The following is a 25,431-nucleotide window of genomic DNA, read 5'->3' on the forward strand; positions in this document are numbered from 1 at the left end:
GGCTGCTGTTGGTGGTAACCGATCTCGCCAACAGCAGCCGGCTGGTCATCGCCCATCGACGGTCCGGTGATAACGGGCAGCTCGGATGCCGCGCCGTTCGATAGCATCCGGCCATGATGGACAGTGGCGGGCAGCGAAGTCGGTGCCCGGTGGTCGAAGCATGACCATCATCAGTGGTTGGCCGGCGCTGACCGTGGCATTGAGCAACAGAGCCTCGCCAGCGAGGTTGTTCATTCAGGAGCGGTTCGGCCGCTGGCAGGACCTGCAGGCACGGTATCGGGAATCCGTGGGCTCCCTTGTCGTGCCTGGGAGTCAGGCAAACCCTGGCACCATCGGCTCGGCCTTCGACTGGATGGTGCGCTTCATGCTGCATCCCAGACCGGATCTGCGCTTGGCACTGCTCGGCGCGCGCACTCCCCCACTCCGGCACGCGGTCGACGAACTGGCGCGCACGCTGGATTACTCCCGAAGCGGCGACAGCGTGGGGACCTCCCGGTTCACCGGGCCGGCCGCAGGCAGCGAAGCCGACCATCAACTCGTTGCCCGGGCGTGCTGGGCGCTGGCGCTCCTCACCGACCTGTACCGGGTCGGTTCCACACCCGGATCCCCGTTGATGGCCCTGGCCCCAAGGTCCATCACCGCCGGGAAGCTACTTGATCTCGCTCCACCCGCGGCCCTCGACGAGCTCCAGGCATTGCGCGCCTTCGCCGAGCGGAGCCTCCTGCCGTCCCTGTCGGCGCGGCATGGCGCGTGGGCCCTCGGGCCGACCTTCGCCGGGTCATCGTTGATGAACGCCGACGCCGATCTGATCGCCGCAGGTCTGCTGCTCGACCTCAAGACGGGCCTCGGCAGCAAGCGCCGCGCCGGGACGCGGCGGTCCTCATTGGAAGCGCCGACCATCATGCAGCTGCTCGGCTACGTACTGCTGGACTTCGCTGACGAGTTCGCCATCGAAGCCGTCGGCGTTTACAACGCCCGCTATGCACACCTGACGACGTGGCGCCTACCGGAACTCCTGGCTGAGTTGGCGGGCCGGCCCGTTGATCTAAGGGAGGAACGTGTGGCCTTCCATCAGCTGCTCGCCAGGGACGACCACGTTACTCCTCGCGTCGGAGACCATCTATGTAGCCCTGGATGAGGGCGGACGCGTCGCGGTAATCGAGGTCGAAGAACTCGCGGTCCTTGCGCACCCGATAGGGCGCCAATCGATCGTGCAGCTCGGCCTCCACCGACGGAGCATCCGCGACCACCCACAAAGCGCGCACGCCATACGGGATAACGACGCCGGTCGCCCGATTGATCTCCCTCACCCGCTCCTCAACGGTCCGCTCGGTGTAGCCAATCTTCAGCATCCGAGGCTGCTCGCGAGTCGACAGCACGTAGATGTAGCCAGCTCCTCGCGGTTCACGCGGCTGTTCCCCGACGAGTCCGGCCAGATGGACCTGCACGTCCGCGTCAATCAGGAGCGTGAGCTGCTTCGCAACGGTTGCATCGTCGCCATCCCTGATCGCGCTCCGTAGGCGACCGAACGCATCACCAGCTTGTAGGCAGCGCTTACGTCCAGGGCGGCCCAGCTGTTGCCACACGGTGAACCAGTCCCACTGGTCCTGCTTGTGACAGCGCGAGTAGAGCCCCTTGACTTCCGACAGGGCCTCCAGCAGTGACGGGCTGGACTCAATCGGGCCGTTCTGCAGGTAGCTCAGCACGGCCGCTACCGACTGACGTCGTTTCTGCTGGACCTCGGGCTTGACGGGGGCCATCCCGAAGCCCCACTTCTGCACGACCTGCACGCGATGGTCTCGAACTGGAGATGCCACGACCGCCTCCTCCTCCCGTAGCTTCATGCGCCGTCGGATGCGGCGATCCCGGCCACCTCAGCAGCGGCCGGAATGAGCGGGAAGAGTATCCAACACGACTCGCTGGCCGCCGAGCCGGAGCCCGTGCGGAAGGCCGCCCGCCTGCGAAGGAACACGCGACTACAGGCCGAGAGAGCGGAGCGGGCAAGATGACCCTCTGCGTGGTCTCCGGCCCTACCCGCGAGGAGACTCGGGCGGTCGCCCACGTGCTGGCCCGCGTCCGGCCCGCCGGGCCGGAAGTAGGTGACAATGGCATCCTGTTTCACCGCCATGAATCATCACGACGGATCGCTGGCGGCGTCGCCCGAGGAGGAGTCCGTGGAGTTGGCACCAGAATCTGATGCCGTCTCTGCGGCCAGCGCCGTTCGCGCGTCAATCGGCTTCGACCAGCTACGCAAGGTCGGGGATGCGCTGTACTGGCTGGAGTCCCGTCCGAGCTCCGGGAGCGGCCCGACCCTTGTGCGGTGGTCGGCAGACGACGGCGTGGCCGACGTAACTCCATCGCGTTTCGCCGTGACCAGCAGTGTGCACGCCTACGGCGGTGGTACGTACGCCCCGAGCAGCGACGAGGTGTGGTGCGCCGGCGCGAACGGCCTCTACCGGGTAACCGAAGGCCACGTCCGCCTGATGGTGGAGGACTCGTCGTCGTTCGGTGACCTGACGATCGGCAACGGCGAGCTGCTCGCTGTACGGGAGACCGACGACGGTGACGCCCTGGTGGCGGTTTCGTTCGTCGGCGCCCCGGTGATGCGGGTGCTTGCGGAGACTTCGGGCTTCTTCGGGGCTCCGCGACCCCGGCCGGGAATGCTGGCCTGGTTGCGGTGGAGTGAGCGGGACATGCCGTGGGACGCGAGCGAGCTGTGGGTGGCACCCTACGGTGCCGACGGGTTGCTCGGCGATCCGGTGAAGCTCGCAGGCGGGCCGACGGAGTCCGTGGTGGAGCCGCGGTGGGGGCCGGACGCCGCCCTGTACTTCGCGTCGGATCGCAGCGGCTGGTGGAACCTCTATCGCTGGGATGGAGAATCGGTCGAGCCGGTGGCTCCGGTGGCGGCCGAGTGCGCGGCCGAGCCGTGGGAGCTGGGCTACGTCTCTTACGACTTCCTGACTGATGGCCGAATTGTGATGGTGGTGCAGGAAGGGCCCCGCCACCACCTGGCCGTCGTTGATCGAGCGGGAGCGGTCACGCCGGTGAAGCTGCCCTACACGTCGATCAAGCCGTACCTCGCGGTCGGCGGCGCGTCGGTGGCCTTGGTGGGATCGTCACCGGAGGTGGCCCCGCAGGTGGCGCTGGTGCACCTGGGCGACGAGCCGCGTGTCGAGGTGTTGGCTCGGGCCGAGCATCCGGGGCTTGACGAGCTAGCGGTGTCGACGCCGGTGGAGCTGCGCATCCCGGTTGAAGGCAGCCGGGAGGTGGTGGCGCTGGTATATCCGCCAACCGGGGCGGCCCCGGACTGGTGTGCGCCCGTCATCGTACGGGCGCACCCGGGTCCGACGGCTTCCAGCCTGGTACGGCTGGACTGGCAGGCGCAGTTCTTCACCAGCCGCGGGTTCGCCGTCGTCGACGTCGACTACACGGGAAGCACCGGGTACGGGCGGGCATTTCGGCAGGCCCTCTACGGCCGTTGGGGCATCGACGACGTGGTGGACTGCCGCGCCGTCGCCGAGCACCTGCTGACCGAGAGCCGGGCGGTCCCGGGGGCGGTGTTCATCCGTGGAGCCAGTGCCGGCGGATATACCGCGTTACATGGGATGACACAGGACGGTCCGTTCGCTGCGGCAACCGCCGTGTCAGCGATCGTCGATCCCGAGCGTTGGGCGGAAACCGTGCCTCGATTCCAGCGCGCACACGCGGCCCGGCTGCGGGGTGGCGCCGGGCGAGTTCGTGCAGAGGACATCCGCCGACCGGTCCTGATGATCCATGGCACCGCCGACGACGTAGCGACCGCCGACGACGTGCGGGAACTCGCCGACGAATTGCAAGATCGGGGCGTGCCGCACGAGCTGATGCTGCTCGACGGTGTTGGGCATTACGTCGCCACCTCGGCTCATGCTGCCCGGGCGTTGGAAGCAGAGCTTGCCCACTACCGCTCGGCGATGCCGCAGTGGCGTCCGGCTGACGGCTATACCACCGCGGACGGTAGCCGGTGCCGCACGTACTCGCCGAGTTCCTGTACTTCCGGCTCGCCTCGGTAGGGATCGAGGTCGACCTGGACGTCGACGATGCGTTGCACGCAGCGGTGGGACAGGGTCGCGGCGGCGTGGTCGACCGCAGTGCGCGCTGTGGCACAGGCTTCGTCGATCCGCCCGGCCGTTGCCAATGACGAAGCGAGGAGCGCGGTGTCGATCGCGAGCCGGCGCACGTGCGACGGACGAAGCCCGGCGAGGGCTGTGCCGAGGTGCCGTTGCGCCAGCCGGGGCTGGCCGAGATCGTGAAAGCAGTGGGCGAGTTCGTCGGCCAGGTAGGCGACAGTGAAGTAACGAATCCACGGCGGCTCCTCGCCCGCCCGGCTACGCGCAAGCTGCCGTTCCGCGACGCCGAGGTGGGCGGCGCACGCCGCCTCGCGCCCGAGGCGGGCCTGGGCGCGGGCGGCCACCGCGTGCAACGCGGCCCGCACGGCCGGGGTGGCGTGACTCTCGCTGCCCGTCAACGCCGCGAGCGCCATCCGCAGCGCAGGCTCGGGGTGGTTGCAATGCAGGGACAGATGAGCGATGTTGACCGCGAGCAGATATCCGCCGTACACGCGGTCACCGGCGGACTGGGCCAGCCGGAGGGCGCGTAGATAGCGGCGTTGAGCCAGACCGTAGGCGCCGGTGTCGACCGCCTGGTACCCGCACAGCTCAAAGAATCCCGCCGCGAGCCCTTGCAGGTGGACACGGACGGCCTCGCTCGCGGGCGAGGCCGCCAGCAGCTGGTTGAGTTCGCCCTCGATGTAGTGCTGCACCTGGGCGTGGACTCGGCCGGCCCCGAAGGTGTGGTCCAGCTCGCGAAACATCGCCAGCGAGGTCTCCGCAGCCTGGAGATCTTCTTCTGACACCCATCCCGAACGGGCCGGAGCGTCGGACCTCTGCGTCAGCGAGCCGACTTCAGCGGTCAACCATTCCAATGCGGCGCGATCGAGGACGCCGGGCTGAAGAGGTACCCGCCTGACCAACTCGGCGTGTTCGCCAATCCTCGTGTGGTCCGAGGTGCCGGCCGCAGAAGCGCTCGCCGTTTCTGGAATCGTTCGGGTCCTGCGACGCTCTTCCTCGATCAGCGGCCACATCCGCCTGAGAGCGCCGCCAGCCGAGAGTGCCGCGTCGCACGCCTCAGCGAACTTGCGGGATGGGAACCGGTCCGCTGTTTCCACCCGGCGCACCAGGTCCGCGCTGAAGCAGATCATCGCCCCGAGCTTCGCCTGCGAGCACTGCGCCGCTTCGCGCAGGCGACGGAGCTCGGCGCCGAAGAAGTGGCGCTGCGACGCGAACGCCTCCAATGCCCGCGGCGTCTGCCCCATGGCGCATCCCCTTCGAGTGCGTCGCAGCTACTGCATCCAGGTGCAGAGGCGGCAGAGGTCGACGAACGCTGATGCTACTACGATTTGTCACCGGCAAGGGGCGCGGCCATTGCCTAAAGAGGCTGGTCGTGGGCGTTGAGCGAAGAATCGCGCAGTCAAAGCCCGGTGGCCGCTGGTAAGCGGCCGAGTATTGGCACTGCGCGGAACGCCTCCGCGTACGCGGCGTTGATTCGCCTGCCGTGCAGCTTCCCGAGCGCCTCGGCCATCGGCCCGAAGTGATCGAGGATCGGCTGGGATGTGTGGGACCGAAGGGCGTCGAGCTTGGTGGGCCATTGGTCACCGACGTCGACGATGATCGGCAGGTCGATTGGGCGGCCGTGCTGGTCGAGGTTGTTGTAGCCGTCGCAGTGGTAGACCCGCGTTGGGTGCCCGGTAGTGATGACGACGTCGGGCAGGGCGCTGAGGACCGCCTCGGCGCATCGGCGGTGTTCGGGGTGGATGTCGTTCGTCGGGTGGGTGATCAGTACGTCGGGGCGGACTTCCCTCAGCACGTTGGCGACGGTCGAGACAGAGAGCTGGTCCATGAGGTAGAGATCAGCCCCGAGCAGGCGTGCGCCGACTGTGGCCTCGGCGTCGCGGACTGCATCGTGGTGGGGAACGGCGATGACGGCCGTGCCTCCGTGGCGGACCTGGCGGGCGATGGTTCCGCCCGCCCAGAGTTCGGCGTCGTCCGGATGCGCCATGAGGGTGAGCAGGATGGACTCGGGCGTCACCACAGGCCCAGTCCCTCAACGATCTCCGCCGGTGCGGGCAGGAGTTGACTCCGCTGGCCGGCGGGAATGACGGGAACGTCCAGCTCGTGGTTGAGGCGGATCATGTCCCGCCATTTGCCGGCCAGGCCGAGCTGTTCCCGGACGAGGCGGCCCCGTCCGGTGTCCAGGCGGCCGGAGGTTGCCAGGTCGTCGAGGATGAGGCCGTCGGCGAGGAGGGTGGCGGCAGTCTTGGCGCCGATGCCATGGATGCCGGGGATGTTGTCGGCGGGGTCGCCGGTGAGCGCGCGAAAGTCTGCCCATTGGGCGGGTGTGACCTGGTGGCGGGCGAAGACGTCGGCGGGGCCGATGTAACGCTTGCCGGGGTGCATCTTGGTGTTGAGGACACGGACGCGGTCGGTGACGAGCTGGTAGTAGTCGCGGTCGCGAGACATGATCACAATCTCGCGGGGCGGCGGGGTAATGCGGACGAGTGTGGCGATGACATCGTCGGCTTCGGCGTGGTCGAGTTCGGTCCAGACGATGCCGTGCTGGTCGAGGCCGCGCTTGACGTCCGGGAGGAACTGGATCGGGGCCAGTGCGGCCGCATCGGTGGGCCGTTGGGCCTTGTAGGTGGGGTCGACTTCTTTGCGGTCGCTGCCGCCGTACTGGCCGTCGAACACGACGATGACCTCGGGTTGATCGGTGAGGTCTTCGCGGATGGCGACGCGGAGCAGGGCGAAGAACGCGAATACGCCGGTGAGTAGACGTGTCTTGTCACGGGAGCGGATTTCGGCGGGGAAGCCGAACGTGGCGCCCCAGAGCAGGTTGTGTCCGTCGACGAGCAGGAGCGGACAGGGTTCGGGTGCGGATGGCAGGACAGAGCCGCCCATCAGCTCACCACCTTCAAGAGTTGGTTAGCGACAAGGGCGGGCCAATAGTCCCGCGAGCGGTAGTACGCGGCCCGTGATGCTGCGGCGTAGTTTATCGGGTCGGCCAGCAGGTGCTGGGCGGCGCGCCACAGGCTGTCGGGACGGGACCGGTGCGACACGATGACGCCACCGTCGCCGATCAGGTGGGGCAGGTTCCCGACGTCGTAGGCAACGACCGGAGTGCTGACGGCCATGGCTTCCAACGCGACGAGGCCGAACGTTTCGGCCCGGGACGGGACGATGACGACGCTGGCGTCGGCGAGCCAGGACGGGACCTCGTGCCAGGCGAGGCCGGGCAGCAGGGTCACGCCGGGTGTCTCTGCGACCAGGGCGCGGCACCTGCGGCGTACCTGTTCCTGGCTGCCAACGGCCACCTCGAATGGTGCGTCGGCGAGCGCAACCTCGATGGGCCGGTCGAGGACGTTGATCGGTTCGAGCAGTTCAGCGACACCTTTTTCCGGTCCGAGCCGGGCAAGGGCCCGAACGGGACCGCTGGCCCGGAGATGCTCGCGGTAACTGCCAGGTCGGGGTTCGGGCACGGTGAGCAAGGCGTTCGGCACCACGCTCCAACTGCTGCTGTCGTAGCCGCGGACTGCCGCCTCGGTCAGCACCGTGGCCGAGGGCGCGATGATGGCATCAGGGCGACGGGCCAGTGCTGCTTGGAGGTCCATGTCGTGGCCGATGACGTGTGCGGCGAGGATGGTGCGGATGCCGGGGTGGGTCGGCATGATCCGGCCGAGTCCCCACAGGGCGTCGACGTAGACGACGGCGCGTACCTGACGTCGCCGGAACAGCCGCTCGAGCTCCTCGCCGATGGCGGTGGCGGATGCGTCGATCGCCGCGCGCAGGGTGGCGTCATCGCAGGGGAACTGTACGTCGAGGCTGCGCAGCCGCTCGATGGGTACGTTGCGGTAGGTCGGTGGCGCCGCCGGGTCGGCGGTCACGATGACGGATTCAGCGTTGATCTGCTGGAGGCCGACGGCGTGCGCGATGACCGCACGTTCCATCCCGGCCGGGACGTCGGGCCGCCAGGAGGCGAGAACGAACGCGATGGTCATGCGGTCCGTACCCGGCTCGGGATAGGCAGGTCCGCGACCGTTGTTTCGGCGGCGAGTGTTGGTTCCCAGGGGAACCAGACCCAGTCGTCGACAGTCCAGATCCACAGATCCGGGTCGAAGACACTTCCAGCGTTGCGGCACAACGCCACGGTGCGCAGGGCTACGTCAGGGCCGAGGTGCACGCCGAGTTCGGGCAGCAGCGTGGCGAAGGTGGCACCCGTGCCGCAGATGTCATCAACGACGAGAACAGTGCCCCCCAGGCTGCCCGCGGCCGGTCGGGTGGTGAGAGGGGCGAGGTCGTAGGTGACGGTGCCGGTCGCTTCGGTGTAGGTGGCGCCGGTTGGGTTGTGCTTGGCGTCGACGTGGAAGCTCGGGACATGCAGGAGTTCGCTGATGCCCCGTGCTGGGGCGAGGCCGCCGTTGGCGATGCCGATTGTGGCGGTGATGGACCAGTTCCGCTGCCGGACGGTGTCGGCCAGCACCTCGATCGCCCGGTCGTATGCGTCAAGCTGGATGCGGAGGATCCTTTGGTGGCGGAACGTGCGCGGGCGGGCAGGTGGTTGGTGCGCCGGCGAGATGTTCATGGGGTGCCTTCCCGAGCGCTGAGGGCGAGGTCGGTGGCGCTGCGAAGGGGGTGCAGGCCGCCGATGTTGAGGGCGGTGCTGTCGTTGCGCCAGACTCGGCCGTCGGCGCGGATGACGGTGAAGTTGCCGGCGACGTCGCGGTTACGCAGCCGCATGTTGAGCCGCTCGGGGACGTCCAGTGCGGTGAACAGGGTCAGGGCTTCGTCGTCGCTGAGCAGTTCGTCGGGCAGAGCGGTGCCGGCGCCGATGGGCAGCATCTGCAGGGCGCTGAACCCGCAGGCCCCGAGTCCGGCGGCGAGGTCCACCATCTCTTGCAGGTAGCCGGCGGTGCGGCGCATGAGCACGGTCTGGATCTGTACGGGGATGCGCAGCGCGACCGCGGTCTGGATGCCTTCGATGGCTCTGGCGAAGCTGAGCGGTCCTCGGATGGCGTCGTGGCGGTCCGAGTCGGGGCCGTCGAGGCTGACCCGGATGGCGTCGGTGTGCCCGGCCAGCTCGGCGGCGCGTCGCGCCAGGTGCCAGCCGTTGGTGGTGATGGAGACGGCGCTGCGGCGCCCGCCTCGAACGATGTCCAGCAGCCTGGGCAGGTCTCGCAGTAGCAGCGGTTCGCCGCCGGAGATATCGACTCCGAGGACGTCGGCATCGGCGAGGACGTGGGCAACCCGGTGCCGTTCGGTGGTGTCCGCCTCTTTCACTGAGGTGTCGTCGAGGCATTGCGGGCAGTGCAGGTTGCATCGAACGATCGGCGACCAGCAGATGCTGTCCGGGGTAGACCGCCCGAGGTCACCGGGCGCAACGGGTGGCCAGCCGGTCACCGTTGCCTGGGCGAGGGTGACTCGGCCGCTCCCGATAGGGGTGGGAGCGCGGTGTGTCATCCCTGATGCGGGATCGTGGATGAGGTCGCCGTGGGCGGCGAAGGTTCGCATCATCGCAGGGTCTCTGCCTTCCGCAGCAGATTGCCGGCGCGCTCGGCCAGGTCCGCAGCGCGGCCAGTGGGCTTCGGCTGCGCGCAAAGCTGCCGGTAGAGGGCGATTCGGGGTGCGACACCGGCGAGCTTGGCCTTCCAAGCAGCAGCGGGATCGGGTGGATCGATGTGCCAACCTCGGGCTTGCCGCAGCGGGATGACGAAGCAGCCGTGGCCGATGAGGGCCGCACCGAAGTAGGTGTCTTCGGCGCCCCAGCCCTCGGCACCGAAAGCGGGGTGAAAGCCGCCGACGTCCAGCACCACCCGGCGAGGCACCGCGACGAGGGCGGTCACAGCCATGCGGGGCAGGTCCCAGTCGTAGTAGGTGCGACCGTTGCCGAGGTCGATGAAATCGCGGGTGCCCTGTAGTGGCCTGCCGACGAACGGCGTCGGGTAGACCTGGCCGGTGTAGAACATCGACACATTTGCCGGTGGGGTCCACCGCACTCGATGGTCCGCGTCGAGGTCAGGCTCACCGGGCGGCACGACCGGGTAGCCGTTGGCGTCGGCCAGGTAGGGGATGTTGTTCCGGAAGCCGACGAGGACGGTGTGATGCCGGGCGCGGGCGGCGACGTCGGCCAGAACGTGGTCTCGCAGGACCATGTCGGCGTCGAGGAACACGATCGTGTCGCCGGTGGCGAGGTGGACTCCGACGTTGCGGGCCGCTCCCGCGCCCGAGCGGGCGTGAAGGCGGACGGCCCGGTCGACGCGCGGGTGCGCGGCGAGCAGCTCGGTGGTGGCATCGGTGGACGCGTCGTCGACCGCGATCACCTCGACGGTCGCCGCAGTGTGCTGCTCAGCGAGCGCGTCGAGAACCGGCGCCAGACTATGGGCGGTGTCGCAGGCCGGAATGACGACGCTGAGTCGGGTGCCGGCTCCGAGCTGCGGCGGAGTCGGGGCATGCCAGTCCAGGCCGGTGCGGCGGGTGAACGTCGCGGTGATGTGGCGGTAATCGTTGGCGGTGACGGCTAGTGCCTCGTCTTTGAACGTTGATCGTGTAATCCGTTGGTTCTGAGGATGTGTCGGGCAGGCTGTCTCCCATCGTTTCTGGTCTGGGAGGTGGTGGCGTGGGTAGGCGCCCGGAGGTGTTCGTCCGGCAGGTGTCGATGGTCGAGGGTCAACGGTTGCAGCGGATCACTCGGACGGCGAAGGACCCGGTGAAGCTGCGGCGGGCGATCGTGGTGCTGATGTCCGCCCAGGGACAGCCGGCCCCGGACATCGCTCATCTGCTCAAGGCCAGCGAGGACTACGTCCGCGACGTGATCCACGCGTTCAACGATCGGGGGTTCGACGCCCTGGACCCAAAATGGAGCGGGGGCGCACCGAGACGGATCGATGAGCAGACCCGCGACTGGATCTGCGTCATCGCCCGGTGCGACCCCCGTTTCCTCGGCCGACCCTTCTCCTGCTGGTCCCTGACCAAGCTGCGCGACTACCTCATCGCCGCCGGCCACGTCACGACCATCAGCGTCGAGACCGTCCGCCGGATCCTGCACGAACGCGGCGTGACGTGGCAGGCCACCAAGACGTGGAAGGCCAGCACCGACCCCGACTTCACCACGAAGATGCGCCGGATCCTGGACCTCTACGACCACCCACCAGCAGATGGTCGGGTGTTGTCCGTCGACGAGTTCGGGCCGCTGAACCTGCAACCCCGACCCGGACGGGCCTGGCGGCCCGTCGCACACCCGGTGCGACTGCGGGCCACCTACACCCGCGACCAGGGCGTACGACACATGATCGCCGCCCTGGACCTGACCACCGGCAAGCTGCACTACCGCATCCGCGACCGGAAACGATGGCGGGAATTCCTCAGCTTCCTCAAGACACTGCGCGCCCGGTGGCCCGATGACCGGCTCTACCTGATCCTGGACAACTTCTCCCCACACAAGCACCCCGAGGTCCGCGCCTGGTGCACCGCCAACCAGATCGACCTGGTGTTCCTACCGACCTACGCCTCCTGGCTGAACTGGATCGAGGCCGAATTCGCCGCCGTACGCTACTTCGCCCTCAACGGCACCGACCACCGCACCCACGCCGAGCAAGACACCGCCATCGGCGCCTACATCCGCTGGCGCAACCAACACGCCCAACCCAAAACCGGATACGCGATCAACTCCAAGATCCGCCATCCCGATTACCCGTTCAAGGCCGCATGACGAGGCACTAGTACCTCGCTGAGGGTGGTAGGCACGGTCACCACCCCCACGCGTCGAGGACCTTGGCTGCCTCGGGCCAACCGGCGTCGTGGTCAGGGATCCAGTGGATACGCGGCCGGTGGGGATCGGCGAGGAGTTCGGCGAGGAGCACCAGGTAGAGCGGTTCGGCTATGACGAGGATGTCGTCGGGGGTGCGGTCGGTGAGCAGATCGGCTTGCAGCTGAGCCCTGACGCGCGGGCGCAGCGCGACGGCGCGGGCCGGGTCGAGGGGCCGGTCGTAGGTGTGCAGGTGGGTGTCGGCGGTGACGAGGCCGTGCTCGGCAGACAGGAATCGGACCCGGCTGCGCTGGTGCGGCCGGTGACCGAGCCGGGCACGCAGGTGCGGCACACAACCACCGTCGTAGAGGTCGAGGGCAGGCAGCGGCGTGGTCGTGGGCGTCTTCTCCGCCGAGCAGCCGACGATGACCAGCTCTGCCCGCTCGGCGTGGGCGGTATGGGCGAGTCGCAGGCGTGGGAGGTTCATGGGGTGCGCACCGGCCTGACGGAGATGCCGGGGCTACGGCGTTCGACGGGAGCAGCGTTGAGGAAGGTGGTGTGGGCATACAGCGGCGGGGAGGCGTACGAGCCGCCTCGGATGATCTTTCCCAGGCCCATCGCGGTGCTGGCGGTCCATTCCCAGACGTTGCCTGCCAGATCCAGCACGCCCTGCGGCGTGGCGCCTGATGGGTACCGGCCGACCGGCTGGGCTGCACGTGGGGACTGTCCGGCCCCCGTGAGTAGGGCGCGGTCGGGGGTCCACGGTTCGTCGCCCCACGGGTAGAGGCGGCGACTCGGTCCGGCGGCGATCCATTCCCACTCCACCGATGTGGGCAGCCGCCCGCCTGCTTCGGCGGCGAGGCCGACGGCGTCGCCGTGGCTGATGCCGGTGATCGGCAGGTCGGTGTCGCCGGCACCGCAATGGGCGGCGGTCAGTGGCGTCTCCGCGACGAGGAGGTCAGGCACGGGACGGGGTTTGCGGGCGTCGCCGTAGAGGCAGGTACCAGCAGGGACGGGTATCCAGCGGACGCTACGGGGGCGTACGAGCGGTCCGGTGTGCGTGATGGTCATCGGTCGGCTCCTATCCGTCGATGAGGAAGAGGTCTTCGGCGTTGGCCTGGTGCGGTGGCCGGACGCGGCTCTTGCGCGGGTGCGGCTGCATCTGCCAGCTGGCGAGGGCGGCGGTGAGGGCGTCGAACGCGGCGACCGCACCGGCCTCGTCCGCCGCGAAGATCAGGTAGTTGTCCGCGAACCGCACGACAGGCCAGCCGGTGAGCATGGCGTCGACCTGTGACAGGCGCAGGTGAAACAGCACCGGCCACAGGCCACTGCCCGGGACCAGTGGCGTCGGCAGCGCCTCGACGACGCGGCGGAACAGCCGCAGGAACGAGCCGTCGGCCACGTGGACGGCGAGCCAGTTCACGAACTGATCGGTGCTGCCGCCTGCCGAGGCCCCGGCCACGTCGACAACGGCGACCCACTGCCGGCCCGCCGCCAGGTGTTGCTCGGCCTGGCGCAGGGCGGTGATCCGGTTGCGGCGCGGCCGGTACGCCGATACCCAGTCCGCCAGGACCTGGTGCTCGATGATCGGCTCGACTGCGCGACGCATCGCCCGGTGCACGATGCGGTCCTCCACCGTTGGGATCACCGCCGGGAAGACCTTGCCCGTGTAGGAGGTGATCTCCACGTGCCGTAACGGGCCCGGCTCCCACGTCCCTGTCCGCAGCCGGTCGGACAGCTCACCGAGACGCGGTCGTAGCCCGCTGCGGTAGCCGGCCCAGGTAAGGCCGTCAGCACCCGATGCGCCGGCACGGCGCATGCACAGCCGAGCCGCCGCCACCAGGTGCGGCAGGTCCACCAGGTACGGCATGAGGGAGTGCGCCGGGGACTGCACAGGTGGGGCCGGTTGGGCTATCGTGGGGTTCGCTTGGACGGCAGGAACGATCCCGCCGCCGACGATCGCAGGGCCGCTCCCCCACACGCGCGGCCCGTCACGGCGGGAACGACGGCCCCGTCCAAGCCCATCTGACCTGCGTGAGTCCGGTGATTCAGCGGCCACGGGTGTCCTCCCACAGCAACACGTGCAGGCGGCTGCTCAGGTGCCAACCTCTGGCTAGGACCGCGTCCGCGAGGTCCCGCATTCCGGCTAGGACCACATCACTGGTGGTGCCTTCGGGCATCACCCAGACCGGGTCCAGCCCGAACTGCTCCTGAATCCGGGCGATCTCGTCAAACTCCGCTGCGGAGGTGGCCACGAACTTGAACACGGCCCGGCCCGAGCCGGCCAGTGCCGACAGCGCGTCCGGGTTGATCCGCCGCCGACCGTCCCTCGGTCCGGCGAAGCCAGAAAGCTTCGGAGACACGTTGAACGCGCCTATCGATGCGACGAGTGCCGGCAGGGGAACGACCGTGCCGTTGGTTTCGATCTCTACCCGTCGCCCCGCAGCGGTGACCGCGTCCACCACGGGCAGCAGCCGGTCCTGCTGCAACAGCGGCTCGCCGCCGGTGATGACCAGCAGCCGTGTCTGCTGTGTCAACACCCACCGAATGATCTCCTCGGCCGGGCGGTCGGCCGTGTGCGCGCGGAGATCGAAGCGGGAGGTATCCCACGTGTATGGGGTGTCGCAGCGTGGGCAGGAGAGGTTGCACCGCGACAGCCGTAGGAACAACGCCTGCTGGCCGGTGCTCGGTCCTTCGCCCTGCAGGGTCGGGCCGAATGTCTCCGCGACCAGCAACGGCCGCGCCGGCACCGCAGGCGAGCCGGCTGGAAATGGCGGTACGGCGGGCATGGACGGGGCTGTCATGGCAGGTCTGGCCCGTACTCGGCGAACGTGGACGCTGTTTCCGACACCCGGACCTTCTCCACCCGAACCGGTTCCGGTAGTCGCAGATGGTCGTGGCACCACTGGTAGAAGTAGGCGGCGAGGTGCTCGCTCGTCGGTGGTGCGTCCAGCACGGTGTTGAGGTCGCGGTGGTCGAAGTGGTCGCGGACATGCGCGCTGAACGGGCCGAGTTCGGCGAAGTCCACGACGAACCCGGGTCGGGTCAGCTCGCCGTCAGAGACGAGGTGCACCTCGACGCGGTAGCTGTGGCCATGGACGCGCGCGCACTGGTGGCCTTCGGGGAGGTCGGGCAGCGAGTGCGCGGCCTCGAACCGGAACTGCTTGCCGATGCGGAACACCTAGATCACCCCTTTGGTGGTGGCGTACTCGGTCGGGTCCGTCACGCCCGCCATCGCGAACGCCTCGCGCCGCTCGACGCACGTACCGCAGGTCCCGCAATGCCGCTCGCCGCCCTTGTAGCAGGACCAGGTGTCGGCGAACCGCACGCCGATGGTGTCCCCGAGCCGGGCGATGTCGGCCTTCGAGCAGTCGATGAACGGCGCGACGACCCGAAAGCCAGCGGGCAGGAAGCCCTCATTCGCCAGCCGGACAGTCGACTCGTACGCGGCAAGGAAGGCTGGTCGGCAGTCCGGGTAGATCGGGTGGTCACCGGCGTGGGCACCGAATGCCACCGCGTCCGCACCAGCGGAGACCGCGCGGGCCACGGCCACATCGAGCATGATCGCGTTACGGTTCGGTACGACCGTGGCGCGCATCGAAGCATCGGTGTAGTGCCCGTCCGGCACATCGACCTGGGCGTCGGTGAGAGCCGAGCCCGTCAGCACACCGACGATGCCGGTCAGGTCGACCACCACGTGAGGCACGTGCAAGGCCTCGGCGGTCCGTGCCGCATAGTCCAACTCACGGCGGTGCCGCTGCCCGTAGTCGCAGGACAACAGCGTCACCGTCGACCCGCCCTGCTGCAGGGCATACGCCAACACGGTGCTGTCCATGCCACCGGAGACGATGACGACGACGTGCCCGGGCACCGGAGTGACCAGCGGCAACACGGCAGCGGTCACGGCCGCCACCCCCGCCCGGCCAGGCTGAGGAACTCCGACCGCACCGAGACATCGCGTTCCAGCGCGCCGCGCCACGCCGAGGTCACCGTCGAGGCGCCGCGTGCCTTCGCCCCCCGCAGCGTCATGCACAGGTGCTCCGCCTCGACGATCACCCCCATGCCGCCGTTATCCGGGACAACCTGTTGCAGTCCGTCGGCGATCTGTTGCGTGACGTTCTCCTGGACCTGCAACCCTCGCGTGGCGTGCTCAACCAGCCGCGTCAGCTTCGACAGCCCCAACAACCGCGCACCCGGGAGATATCCCACGGTCGCCGAGCCGACGAACGGCAGCAGATGATGGGCGCAGATCGCGGCGAACGCCACGTCCCGCACGATCACGAAGCCCTGATGCCTCGCGTCGTTGGCGAAGTCCGTTGCCTCGAACGGCGCCGGCGTCAGGACCTCGCCGTACGACAGCACCATCCGTTCCGCGGTGCGCCGGAGGTGCTCAACCTGTGTGTCGACGCCGAGCGCGGCCAGCATCTGCTCAGCGGCGGCTACCGCAGCGGCGACGTCTGCCCTCGCCATCTGAACGGGCGCAGAGGGTCGTGTTTCGATCACCGTCATGCCAACTCCTTTGTGAAGGTCCGAGCGCCCCAGCGCTGCGGAGTCCAGACGGGTTCACATTCGAGGCGTGTTGCGCCGGCTCGAAGCTGACGCTCTTTGAATCGAGGCAGCGATCACGGCGTCCTACTCGGAGTCGGCAGGCACTCCGAGCGCCGAGGTAGATCCGTCAGTCGAAGATCCGGCCCAGGAGGGCGCCCTGGCCGGATTGCAGGATGTGCCCCGCCGTCAACGGCACCCAGAAGCACTCGAACCGGGTCGGCAGCTGGGTGCCGTCGTGGTCTTCCTGGCTCGACCAACGCAGGGGTGTGGGCTCGAAGAGCTCCAGGAGGAAGATGTGTCGGTGCTGGATCTCGAACCGCAGCGGGCTGATGTCGTACTCGGACTCACCCAGCTTGCGGACGACCTTGAGGTCCGTGAGCCCGGTCTCCTCGCGGGCTTCGCGCAGCGCGGCATCCTCTAAGGCCTCACCGGGGCGGATGGTGCCGCCCGGCACCTGGATGCCCACCTCTTCGTAGCTGTAATTCGTGTGCCGGAAGACGAGCAGCTGCCTATTCCGCACGATGTAGCAGAGCGCCTTGTGTGTGACGACCTTTTCGGGCATGACGACCTTTCGCTCGACGTCGAACCTCGATATCGGTCCGCGCCCCACAGCGCTGATGCGGGGCACCATCTGCCCGCTCGAACGACGATGGATCTGTCTGTCGTCAGCGCCTTCCGTCGACCATTAGACAGCCATCGACGTCACCATTGATGTGACCCGGATGCGGACAACAGCACTTGTCCGCATGACGGCCTCGATCGGAATGACGATGCCAGCCGTCGCCCGATCACCGACCCGGAAACGCAGCGCCCGGACCGCCAGCGTCAATTCCTGATCATGCCGTCGGCCCCGGCAGGAGGCCGTAGTGATCGGCGAAGGAGCGGACAAGGTCCTCGAGTACGGCTTTGCCCTTGGCGGCGGTGGCGTGAGACGGCAGACCGATGACGCCACTGGCGGTGTAGCCCCCCATGCCCCGCGTGAGGAGGTGACGTCGGTCGTCCGCGACGTGGTCGGCATGCTGGAAGCCATCACGCACGACCTCCGGCGCGACGTGCAGGAGGAGTGAAACCTCAATCTCGCCAGCGTGCATGTCCTGGTGGGCGGTGCTGTGCAGGCCGGCGGCCAGTCGAGCCTCGTCCCAGTCGGCCCGAGCGGGGAACAGAGTCATCCGCGGCCCGGCGACGTTGGCTTCCTGAACGACGTTGGCAAGCGCATAGTTCCCGCCGTGTCCGTTGATCACGGCGAGCTGATCGATGCCCGATTCACGCAGGGAGGTGGCGATGTCGACGACTACGGCGGCGAGGGTGGTGGCGCTGATACTGACCGTTCCACGCCACGCCGCGTGCTCGTGGGAGCAGGAGATCGTCACGGGCGGTAGCAGAAAGAGGTCGTAGCGCTCAGCAATCGCCTTCGCAATCGCGCATGCCACGATGGTGTCCGTCAGCAACGGCAGGTGGGCGCCGTGCTGTTCGAAACTCCCGACTGGGAGGACCGCGACGGACGCCGCCCGCTCGGACTCGTCGGTGCTCGTTGCCGTGGTGATCAGGTCCACGGGCTAATGGTTACACGCTTCGAGAGTCGCCTGCCGATAGGCGAGCACGAAGGCCACCGCCTCAGGAACGCCTGGCTGCTGTCGAAGGGCAACCGCCGTGGGGTTCAACCAGCGCAGGGCCCGCCCTGAGGAGGTACCAGCGGCCAAGGTCAGGGCGTTGGTGGCCTCGGTCGCGGCGCGTTCGACGTTGCCACTGTTGACGTAGGCGGTGGACAGGGCCGATCGCCAGAGGGCCTCGTCGACACGCCACTGACTTGGCCAGTCCTGAAGAAGCTGCTCGTAGAGATCGGCTGCCGCCGCCGGCTGGCCGAGCAGTAGACGGCACTGCGCTTCATGGGCAGTCACGTACACCGGGTTGCAGTGGACGCCAACATCGATCGGCAGTTCCGAGTCCCAGTCGGCGCTGCCGGCGACTCTGTGCGCCTCGTCGATGCTGGCAACGCAGGAGTTTTGGTCGCCGCCCATCGCGAAGGCCTGAGCCTGACGAACCAGCAGCAGAGCGCGAATGCGGCCCGGTAACCGGACCTCGTCCAGAGCCTGCTGCGCCAAGGCAGCGGCTTGACGCGGGTCGAATCTCTCGAGAGCGCGTTGGCTCTGCCTCATCAGGACGTAGCTTGCCAGCGCCGGCGCGTTGGCTTCGACGGCGTGCTGCTGGGCGCGTCGCAGCCATGCGTCCGCCTCGGCGGCGTCGCTCTGCTCGTCGATCCAACTTAGGAACTCGGCCCACATGGCCTGGGCGATGAGCACGTTTCGACGGTCGGCTGAGCTGCTCCGTCGCCCGATGGTGGCTGCGGCACTGATCTGCGCATGGGCGGTGGACGCCATCCCCGCATATCCGGTGCGGTTTCCGGCTGTGGCGAGACTGGCGAGCTGCTCGTGCCACGAGCGGAGCAGGTCAGTCTCCTCGGAATGATTCATGACGACCCCGAGCTGGCCGTCCGCACCGCCGGCGAGGCGGTAGCCGACGCCGGTCAGTCGACGCTCACGTTCAAGGTCCGACAGGAAAGCGACCAGCTCGCCACCCGTCTGCAGTGCGGCCTCGCACGACTCGACGAGGCGGGCGGACGGCCAACGTTCGGCCTTTTCCACCTTGCCGATGAGGTCCCCGCTGACGTGCACCAGCCTGCCTAGAGCGCGCTGGGACAGCCCGCGGCACTCGCGCCACTGTCGCAGCGCGGCGCCATACCCGTGCAGCACTGATCGATGCGGGGTCAGTCGTCGCGGAACCTGCGCCACCGGTACTCCTGGATGCCGTTTGCCCGCCGCTGCCGCAGTCGGACGGGCCTCACCGTACGTGCTCGAACGCTACGCGGACAGTCGCATGCGGACAACACCGCCTGTCCGCATCATCGCTATCGACTCATCTGGCTCGGTACGCAATTCTCGTCGTTGAAATACCCCCGGCATGCCAGGCAAATCATCAGCAGCGGTTTTCGGGCGACGAGTAGTTGTCATGGCTGACGGACCAGCCGCAAACCAAAACTCAAATACCTGAGGAGTCTAATGAGTCTCCAGAATGACCTGTCGCGTTACGGATATCGGCAGGAGTTGAGCCGCCAACTGAGGTTCCGAGACCTGTTGGCCTACGGGCTGGTGTACATGGTGCCGATCGCGCCGATGGCGATCTTCGGCAGTGTGTACGCCGGCTCCGGTGGAATGGTCGCTCTGGCGTACGTGATCGGCGCGATGGCGTTGGTGTTCACGGCGTTCTCGTACGCGCAGATGGTGAAGGCGTTCCCGATGTCAGGCAGCGTCTACAACTACGCAGGGCGCGGCATTAGCCCGCCGGTTGGGTTCCTGGCCGGCTGGGTGATCCTCCTCGACTACGTCCTCGTGCCGGGGCTGCTGTATCTGGTGGCGTCGGTGGCGATGCACGCCACGGTCCCGGCGGTCCCGGTGTGGCTGTGGCTGCTCGGGTTCGTCGCAGTGAACACGATCGTCAACTCGGTGGGCATCCGCATGACGGCGGCCGTCACCCGGGTGATGCTCGTCGGCGAGCTGATCGTCTTGACGGTGTTCCTGACCGTCGCCGGCTGGGCACTCGCCTCGGGCAGGGGCCGGTTCAGCTGGGACGCCTTCTACAACTCCGACACGTTCACCTGGTCGGTGGTGGCGGGGGCGGTGTCGCTCGCGGTGCTGTCCTTCCTCGGCTTCGACGGCATCTCCATGCTGGCGGAGGAGACCAAGGGCGGCTCCCGTCAGATCGGCCGCGCGATGGCGGCCGTCCTGGTTCTGGCGGGGGTGCTGTTCATTGCGCAGACGTGGCTGGCTGCGATGCTCGTCCCCGACCCCGGCGTGCTTCTCGCCGAGGGTGATCCAACCGGCACTGCCTTCTACGACGCCGCGGCCGTGGCCGGTGGGGGTTGGTTGGCGACGGTGTGCGCGGTGGCGACGGCGATTGCGTGGGGGTTGCCGAACTCGATGGTCGCGCAGGTCGCGACGTCTCGGCTGCTGTACGCGATGGCCCGGGACCGGCAGTTGCCGGCGTTCCTGGCGAAGGTGTCGATCCGGCGCAACGTGCCGATCAACGCGACGCTGCTCACCGGCGGGGTGTCCCTGGCGCTGGGCCTGTACATGGCGACCCGCTCCGACGGGATCACCCTGCTGTCGTCGCTGATCAACTTCGGGGCGATGGTCGCGTTCCTGGTCCTGCACGTCTCGGTCGTGGTGCATCACCTCATCCGGGAGCGCAGCGGGAACTGGTGGGCGCACCTGGTCATGCCCGCTATCGGCTTCGCCATCTTGGTGTGGGTGGTCGTCAACGCCAACATCGCCGCCCAACGCCTCGGCCTGGCCTGGCTCGCCCTCGGGATGGTCGTTCTGGCTGGCCTGTACCTGTCCGGCGGCCGACCTGCCCTGTCGGGGTTGGCGCCCGCGCAGCCGCAGGCGCGTCACGTGGAGCGGGTGTGACCGGCATGGACACGTTCACCTACCGGCCGGCTCGGGACGAGCTGGCCTACACCTTCGGCGGCCGGATGCCAGTGGCGCACGTACGCGGCGGCGACGTGTTCACCGTTGCGACGGAGGACTGCTTCGGTGGTCTCGTCCGGGGTCCGGCGGACCTGCCGTCGCACGTGTGCCGCATGCCGTACCTCAACCCGGTGTCCGGGCCGTTCTTCGTCGAGGACGCCGAGCCCGGCGACACCCTCGCCGTCCACCTCGCCTCTATCGTCCCCGCGCGGGACTGGGGTGTGTCGTCGACGTTCCCGCACTTTGGGGCGCTGACCTCCACCTCCCACACCGCCACGCTGCAGCCGCCGCTTCAGGAGCGGGTGTGGGTGTACGGCATCGACCGGCGGGCCGGGACCATCCGGTATCAGGCAACGCGCAGCGACCACAGCATGGACCTGCCACTGGACCCGATGATCGGAACGATCGGCGTCGCCCCCGGCGCGTTCGAAGCCCGCTCCACACTCGTCCCCGACACCCACGGCGGGAACCTCGACACCCCAAATCTGCGCGCCGGCACCACCCTCTACCTCGGCGTGAACGTCCACGGGGCAATGCTGGCCCTCGGCGACGGACACGCCCGCCAAGGCGAGGGCGAGGCATGCGGCGTCGGCGTGGAAATCGCCACGACCACCACCCTCGCCATCGACGTCATCAAAGGCGTCACCACACGGTGGCCGCGGTTGGAGACCGACCGGGACATCCTGACCATCGGGTGCGCGAGGCCCCTGGAGGATGCCTACCGCATCGCCCAGCACGACCTCGTCGGCTGGGCCAGCGCCCTGACCGGCCTGGAAACCCTGGACGCCTACCAACTCGTGTCGCAGGCGGGACGGGCGCCGATCGGCAACGTGTGCGACCCCAACTACACCGTCCTCGCCGCCATCGACAAAACCCTGCTCCCGGCCCCCGGACCCGCCTACGGCGGGACGCACGAGCGGCTGCGGCGGCTCACCGCCGGACTGCGGTAGGAGCCCAGCGATGACCGCGTCGATCCCGCGCCTGCCGCTGCGCGATGACCTGTTCCTCCTCGGCCACGACGATGACACCGGACACCCCCACGTGCACCGGCAGACCCTCGCCCTCGGGCTCGCGGGCGCGGTCCTGATCGACCTGTACCTGGCCGGGCGGGTGACCCTCGACCCGAACGACGACACCCGCCCGGCCAACCACCCACGGATACACCCGCACATCGACCGGCCGGTCGGGGACCTGATCGCCGACGCCGCGACCGCCACCATCCGCCACACCCACCCGCTACTGCGGGGGTGGCTGCGCGGGTTCTCGGACGACCTGTACGACCGCACCCGCGCCGGCCTCGTCGCCGGCGGAATCCTGCGACACCACACCCGACGGCGCCTCGGCGGCCTCATGCGCACCGACACCTATCTCGCGACCGACACCAAATGGGCCATCATCGCCCGCTCCCGCCTGCGCTACCTCGCCGCCGGCCGCGAACAACCCGACAACCACACCGCCGCCCTCGCCGGCCTCGTCGCCGACCTCGGCCTCACCAGCCACCTCTACCTCGACGACGACACCCCAGCCCTGGCCGCTCGTCTGAAGGCCATCGCCGGGCAGCACTACCAGTCGGTCCGCGACATCACCGCCGCCGTGGACGCCGCCGTCGGTGACCTCGCCACCGCCGCCTACCGCTAGCCCCAATTCACCTCACCTCAAGAAAGCTCACCGTGAACAACCTGCCCCCCTGCGACCTCCGACCGACAAGCCCCACCCGGTGGGCCGGCGAGCCGTAAAGGTCACTGCCGCCGTCTGCGCGCTCGGCCTGCTCGCTACCGCCACGGCCATTCCGATCTGGACGGGCACCGCTGGGCCGGCCCAATCCGCACCCTCGCCTTCCAGCGCCACCGTGTCTCTCCCAGCCGTGGCACCGTGTCCGTCGCCCGCCGCCCTGACTGCGGCGCAGCTCAAGGCACGCGCACAGCAGAAACTCGACCCATCGCCGACGCATCTGCCGGAGTCGACTCCGGCGCAGCAGGCTCTGAAAGCGGTGACGGTTGGGCCGTCCGGCTGCGACGCCAGCCCGGGCCGGTTCGCCTACATCCACCTACTCCAGTGGGCCACGGACACCACGATCGCCGGCAACAGAGCCACCACGAGGATCGTGCTGTTCGAAGAGCAACGCTGGCGCGCCGACGACGCCTCCGGACGCGTCATCCGCAGCCGCTACCCCGGCGCCAACCAGCCCACCGACGACAGCACCTACCACCCCGGCGAGTTGGACGGGCCCATCGGACCGATCGCCACCGACCCGGCGGCGCTCAACGCGCACATCGATGCCACCCAGCCCCGATTCCTCGGACCCACCGCCGTCATTCGCGGCCTCGTCAGCCTGCTCGGCTGGCGTACTCCCAACCAAGCCGCCCGCACCACGGTTATGACCGTCCTGCGCGACACCCCGGGCGTTGCGTACCACGGCTCGGTGACCGACAGGGCGGGCCGAACCGGCGTAGGCGTCAGCGCCACTTCTGACGGCATCCGCTTCCTGCTGATCCTCAACCCCACCACCGGCGAACTACTCGCCTACGAACGAGCCGCACTCACGCCACCACCCGCGAGCGACCGAACCCGCCCCTTGGTCGACGACTACCACCTATTCCTCGTCCACACCCATGCATCCAGCAGCGACAACTCCTGACCCCACTGACGACCAACTCACGGGAAAGCCCGCCATATGGACACCGTCCCGCGCATCCGCGCCGCCCGCTGGGCAGACAAAGACCACGTCGCCGCACTCATCGCCGACGCCCTCCAACTCAGCCCTCTCGCAACATGGCTAATTCCCGATCCAGGGCCACGGCGCCGCATCCTCACCGACGTCCTCGACATCTGGATCGAACACGCCATGTTTTACGGCGACATCTACCTCACCGACGACGCCACCGCCGCGACCGTCGGCTTCCACCGATACCGGCCGATCCCGCCCCCAGCGAACTACCCCACCCGCCTGGACGACGCCGCAGGCGCCCACGCCGACCGATTCGACCTACTCGACCGCCTGCTCGCCAAGCAGCGACCCACCGAACCCCATTACCACCTCGCTTTTCTCGCCGCACAACCCATAGCCAGAGGCTCCGGACACGCCACGGCTTTGCTCAACCACCACTGCAGCCGGCTCGACCACGTGAACCTGCTGTCCTGGACCAGCACCACTGCCGACGCCCAGAGCATGCACATCCGTCATGGCTACACGCCACAACCGACCATCAACCTGCCCGAAGGCCCGGCCATCTGCCCCATGCGCCGCAACCCCGCCACGCGACGCCCGGCCACCTAAACCCAGCTCCGGCCGATAGCGGTCGTCCATCCACTCTCTGAGCCCCATGTAACCCTTCGACCAGTGGACGAGGCAGCGAGAGGTAGGACGATAGATCAGCGCCCCATTGACCGCTCTGGCTGGCCAAGCGGGAGTAGTGAGGGTTGACCTCTTCGATCACCTCTGGGAGGTCACGCCGCACCGCTCGTCCGCATCGCCGCAGGTCAGGGCCCTCAGTTCTGTGCAATGTCGATGAGCACTTCCGGCGCAGGGACCTCTTCGCCAACGTGCGCCCAATCCGCTCCACTTGCAAGGTCAGGCCTCCCAGCAGCTCCTTACCGCCGCGACCTGCGCACCCCTCGGTCAGGGAACATAGAATGCTGTCGACTGACGTGTAGAACCGCGGAGCACCCCGCAGTGAGACAGGACGCTGCACCAACTCTGACCTGCAGGAACGAGCAGGCGCAGCTAGGGGTGGGTGCAGCTATGTGCCGATCGGTGCAGTTGGAAGCCGTTCAGTGCACCCCTCCTGCTCCCTACCTGCTCCCCGATTCCGGGCTCGTGTCTCGGCTGCTGCCGCCAGGTTGAGATGAACGTGCTGAACATCGTTCGGCAACGGATTACGACTACAAGCCCCGGCGGCCTCGGCTAACGCCGACGCCCAGCCCAGCGACCGATAGCCCTTGGCTCTTTCGACCTGCTCCCCACTGCCGCAGCCACAACCGGATGCCGCGCCTTATCAGGCGTGACAGGCTGTTCGGCATGGGCGCTGCCGACGATCGTTCCCATCCGACGCTGAGGATCAACAACGGCCTGCTCCTCGCACGGGATGGTGTCGGCACTTGGCTAATCCAGGGCGCTGCCGACGGGTTGGTCTACCCGGCCGGGGACCGGCCGGCGTGGCTGTTGCCACTGCTGGAGCGCACCCCGAGCGACATCAGTGCGGTGATGTCTGACGTACCGGTTGCCGACACCCCCCTTCCCGCTCTCGTGCGGTTCGCGCTCACCGCTTGGGGGGAGCACTGGCCGGCGCTGGCACTCGATTGGTTGGACGCCGGCTGGCCGACCCGGGATCTGCTCGACGTACTGGCCGACATGAAGGACTCGAACGAACTTTCCCAGCCGCTTCGCTACCGAGCACTTCGCCTCTGGCGCGCCTCGGCGCATGCCTGACGGCCTGACAAGCCCGAATCTCGGAGCCGCCCCGACCAACGCCAACCCTACGCCGAACTGCACGCGGGGCACTCTCAGTGATGCCATAGCTACGGAGGC

General features: G+C 68.3%; 27 protein-coding genes. 9 read left to right on the forward strand and 18 right to left on the reverse strand.

Annotation, left to right across the window (positions count from 1 at the left end; genetic code table 11):
• The first annotated feature begins 160 nt into the window (after positions 1 to 160).
• Positions 161 to 1,138, forward strand: coding sequence for a hypothetical protein (locus tag F4558_RS14735; protein ID WP_167944727.1), 978 nt, complete (start codon positions 161 to 163; stop codon positions 1,136 to 1,138).
• Here F4558_RS14735 and F4558_RS14740 read toward each other — a convergent pair.
• Entirely contained in the window at positions 1,098 to 1,817 is a 720-nt protein-coding gene (locus tag F4558_RS14740; protein ID WP_312877337.1) for a GIY-YIG nuclease family protein, read from the reverse strand. The two genes, F4558_RS14735 and F4558_RS14740, sit on opposite strands and share 41 nt — an antisense overlap.
• Positions 1,818 to 2,369: 552 nt before the next feature.
• On the opposite strand from F4558_RS14740, the gene F4558_RS14745 reads away from it, so the two are divergent.
• Positions 2,370 to 4,049: a S9 family peptidase gene (locus tag F4558_RS14745; protein ID WP_312877338.1), complete on the forward strand. Its 1,680-nt coding sequence runs from the start codon at positions 2,370 to 2,372 to the stop codon at positions 4,047 to 4,049.
• On the opposite strand, the gene F4558_RS14750 is transcribed toward F4558_RS14745, so the two are convergent.
• The 7 genes from F4558_RS14750 to F4558_RS14780 all read right to left on the reverse strand — a co-directional run bounded on the left by F4558_RS14750 (position 3,977) and on the right by F4558_RS14780 (position 10,639).
• Positions 3,977 to 5,350 (reverse strand): helix-turn-helix domain-containing protein, encoded by a 1,374-nt coding sequence (locus F4558_RS14750; RefSeq protein WP_167944729.1) that lies wholly within the window; start codon positions 5,348 to 5,350, stop codon positions 3,977 to 3,979. The two genes, F4558_RS14745 and F4558_RS14750, sit on opposite strands and share 73 nt — an antisense overlap.
• A gap of 155 nt (positions 5,351 to 5,505) precedes the next feature.
• The gene (locus tag F4558_RS14755) at positions 5,506 to 6,126 is read right to left on the reverse strand and encodes a PIG-L deacetylase family protein (RefSeq protein ID WP_312877339.1); all 621 of its coding nucleotides are present in this window, start codon (positions 6,124 to 6,126) and stop codon (positions 5,506 to 5,508) included.
• A complete protein-coding gene (locus tag F4558_RS31950) occupies positions 6,120 to 6,992 on the reverse strand; it encodes a 5'-3' exonuclease (protein ID WP_167944731.1) in 873 nt (290 codons plus the stop codon). The genes F4558_RS14755 and F4558_RS31950 overlap by 7 nt, the downstream gene beginning before the upstream one ends.
• Positions 6,992 to 8,089 carry a glycosyltransferase family 4 protein gene (locus tag F4558_RS14765; RefSeq protein WP_167944733.1) on the reverse strand — a complete coding sequence of 366 codons (1,098 nt, stop codon included), beginning with the start codon at positions 8,087 to 8,089 and terminating at the stop codon, positions 6,992 to 6,994. Before F4558_RS14765 ends, F4558_RS31950 begins: the two co-directional genes overlap by 1 nt.
• Positions 8,086 to 8,673 carry a phosphoribosyltransferase gene (locus tag F4558_RS14770; RefSeq protein ID WP_167944735.1) on the reverse strand — a complete coding sequence of 196 codons (588 nt, stop codon included), beginning with the start codon at positions 8,671 to 8,673 and terminating at the stop codon, positions 8,086 to 8,088. The genes F4558_RS14765 and F4558_RS14770 overlap by 4 nt, the downstream gene beginning before the upstream one ends.
• Positions 8,670 to 9,602, reverse strand: a complete 933-nt coding sequence (locus tag F4558_RS14775; protein WP_167944737.1) for a radical SAM protein — start codon at positions 9,600 to 9,602, stop codon at positions 8,670 to 8,672. Before F4558_RS14775 ends, F4558_RS14770 begins: the two co-directional genes overlap by 4 nt.
• On the reverse strand, positions 9,599 to 10,639 hold the full coding sequence (locus tag F4558_RS14780; protein ID WP_167947486.1) for a glycosyltransferase: 1,041 nt from the start codon (positions 10,637 to 10,639) through the stop codon (positions 9,599 to 9,601). The genes F4558_RS14775 and F4558_RS14780 overlap by 4 nt, the downstream gene beginning before the upstream one ends.
• A gap of 65 nt (positions 10,640 to 10,704) precedes the next feature.
• Here F4558_RS14780 and F4558_RS14785 point away from each other — a divergent pair, with 65 nt between their 5' ends.
• On the forward strand, positions 10,705 to 11,796 hold the full coding sequence (locus tag F4558_RS14785) for an IS630 family transposase (RefSeq protein WP_312877276.1): 1,092 nt from the start codon (positions 10,705 to 10,707) through the stop codon (positions 11,794 to 11,796).
• Between the two features lie 37 nt (positions 11,797 to 11,833).
• Here the strand turns inward: F4558_RS14785 and F4558_RS14790 are convergent, their stop codons facing one another.
• The 10 genes from F4558_RS14790 to F4558_RS14835 all read right to left on the reverse strand — a co-directional run bounded on the left by F4558_RS14790 (position 11,834) and on the right by F4558_RS14835 (position 19,169).
• Positions 11,834 to 12,319: a DUF6884 domain-containing protein gene (locus tag F4558_RS14790; protein WP_167944739.1), complete on the reverse strand. Its 486-nt coding sequence runs from the start codon at positions 12,317 to 12,319 to the stop codon at positions 11,834 to 11,836.
• Entirely contained in the window at positions 12,316 to 12,903 is a 588-nt protein-coding gene (locus tag F4558_RS14795) for a formylglycine-generating enzyme family protein (protein WP_167944740.1), read from the reverse strand. The genes F4558_RS14790 and F4558_RS14795 overlap by 4 nt, the downstream gene beginning before the upstream one ends.
• Positions 12,904 to 12,913: 10 nt before the next feature.
• Entirely contained in the window at positions 12,914 to 13,702 is a 789-nt protein-coding gene (locus F4558_RS14800; protein ID WP_167944742.1) for a reverse transcriptase family protein, read from the reverse strand.
• Between the two features lie 178 nt (positions 13,703 to 13,880).
• Complete coding sequence (locus tag F4558_RS14805; RefSeq protein WP_245241329.1) at positions 13,881 to 14,636, reverse strand: 7-carboxy-7-deazaguanine synthase QueE; 756 nt, start codon at positions 14,634 to 14,636, stop codon at positions 13,881 to 13,883.
• Positions 14,633 to 15,013, reverse strand: a complete 381-nt coding sequence (locus tag F4558_RS14810) for a 6-pyruvoyl trahydropterin synthase family protein (protein WP_167944743.1) — start codon at positions 15,011 to 15,013, stop codon at positions 14,633 to 14,635. The genes F4558_RS14805 and F4558_RS14810 overlap by 4 nt, the downstream gene beginning before the upstream one ends.
• Positions 15,014 to 15,736 carry a 7-cyano-7-deazaguanine synthase QueC gene (gene queC, locus F4558_RS14815; RefSeq protein WP_312877340.1) on the reverse strand — a complete coding sequence of 241 codons (723 nt, stop codon included), beginning with the start codon at positions 15,734 to 15,736 and terminating at the stop codon, positions 15,014 to 15,016. It lies immediately after the preceding gene.
• A complete protein-coding gene (gene folE / locus F4558_RS14820; RefSeq protein ID WP_167944752.1) occupies positions 15,733 to 16,341 on the reverse strand; it encodes a GTP cyclohydrolase I in 609 nt (202 codons plus the stop codon). Before folE ends, queC begins: the two co-directional genes overlap by 4 nt.
• Positions 16,342 to 16,507: 166 nt before the next feature.
• The gene (locus F4558_RS14825) at positions 16,508 to 16,942 is read right to left on the reverse strand and encodes an NUDIX hydrolase (RefSeq protein ID WP_167944754.1); all 435 of its coding nucleotides are present in this window, start codon (positions 16,940 to 16,942) and stop codon (positions 16,508 to 16,510) included.
• Between the two features lie 274 nt (positions 16,943 to 17,216).
• Complete coding sequence (locus F4558_RS14830) at positions 17,217 to 17,933, reverse strand: creatininase family protein (protein ID WP_167944756.1); 717 nt, start codon at positions 17,931 to 17,933, stop codon at positions 17,217 to 17,219.
• A gap of 3 nt (positions 17,934 to 17,936) precedes the next feature.
• Positions 17,937 to 19,169: a helix-turn-helix domain-containing protein gene (locus F4558_RS14835; protein ID WP_167944758.1), complete on the reverse strand. Its 1,233-nt coding sequence runs from the start codon at positions 19,167 to 19,169 to the stop codon at positions 17,937 to 17,939.
• A 267-nt stretch (positions 19,170 to 19,436) separates the two neighbouring features.
• Between F4558_RS14835 and F4558_RS14840 the strand changes: the two genes are divergently transcribed.
• The 6 genes from F4558_RS14840 (at position 19,437) to F4558_RS14865 (ending at position 25,332) form a co-directional block, all read left to right on the forward strand.
• Positions 19,437 to 20,843, forward strand: coding sequence for an APC family permease (locus F4558_RS14840; protein ID WP_167944759.1), 1,407 nt, complete (start codon positions 19,437 to 19,439; stop codon positions 20,841 to 20,843).
• The gene (locus F4558_RS14845; protein ID WP_167944761.1) at positions 20,840 to 21,853 is read left to right on the forward strand and encodes an acetamidase/formamidase family protein; all 1,014 of its coding nucleotides are present in this window, start codon (positions 20,840 to 20,842) and stop codon (positions 21,851 to 21,853) included. The genes F4558_RS14840 and F4558_RS14845 overlap by 4 nt, the downstream gene beginning before the upstream one ends.
• Positions 21,854 to 21,863: 10 nt before the next feature.
• A complete protein-coding gene (locus tag F4558_RS14850; protein ID WP_167944763.1) occupies positions 21,864 to 22,541 on the forward strand; it encodes a GOLPH3/VPS74 family protein in 678 nt (225 codons plus the stop codon).
• A 352-nt stretch (positions 22,542 to 22,893) separates the two neighbouring features.
• Positions 22,894 to 23,541, forward strand: coding sequence for a hypothetical protein (locus F4558_RS14855; RefSeq protein ID WP_167944765.1), 648 nt, complete (start codon positions 22,894 to 22,896; stop codon positions 23,539 to 23,541).
• A gap of 36 nt (positions 23,542 to 23,577) precedes the next feature.
• Positions 23,578 to 24,180 carry an N-acetyltransferase gene (locus F4558_RS14860; protein WP_167944766.1) on the forward strand — a complete coding sequence of 201 codons (603 nt, stop codon included), beginning with the start codon at positions 23,578 to 23,580 and terminating at the stop codon, positions 24,178 to 24,180.
• A gap of 741 nt (positions 24,181 to 24,921) precedes the next feature.
• Positions 24,922 to 25,332 (forward strand): hypothetical protein, encoded by a 411-nt coding sequence (locus tag F4558_RS14865; protein WP_167944768.1) that lies wholly within the window; start codon positions 24,922 to 24,924, stop codon positions 25,330 to 25,332.
• Positions 25,333 to 25,431: the final 99 nt, after the last annotated feature.

It is taken from the genome of Micromonospora profundi (assembly GCF_011927785.1).
GTDB classification, from domain to species: Bacteria; Actinomycetota; Actinomycetes; order Mycobacteriales; family Micromonosporaceae; genus Micromonospora; species Micromonospora profundi.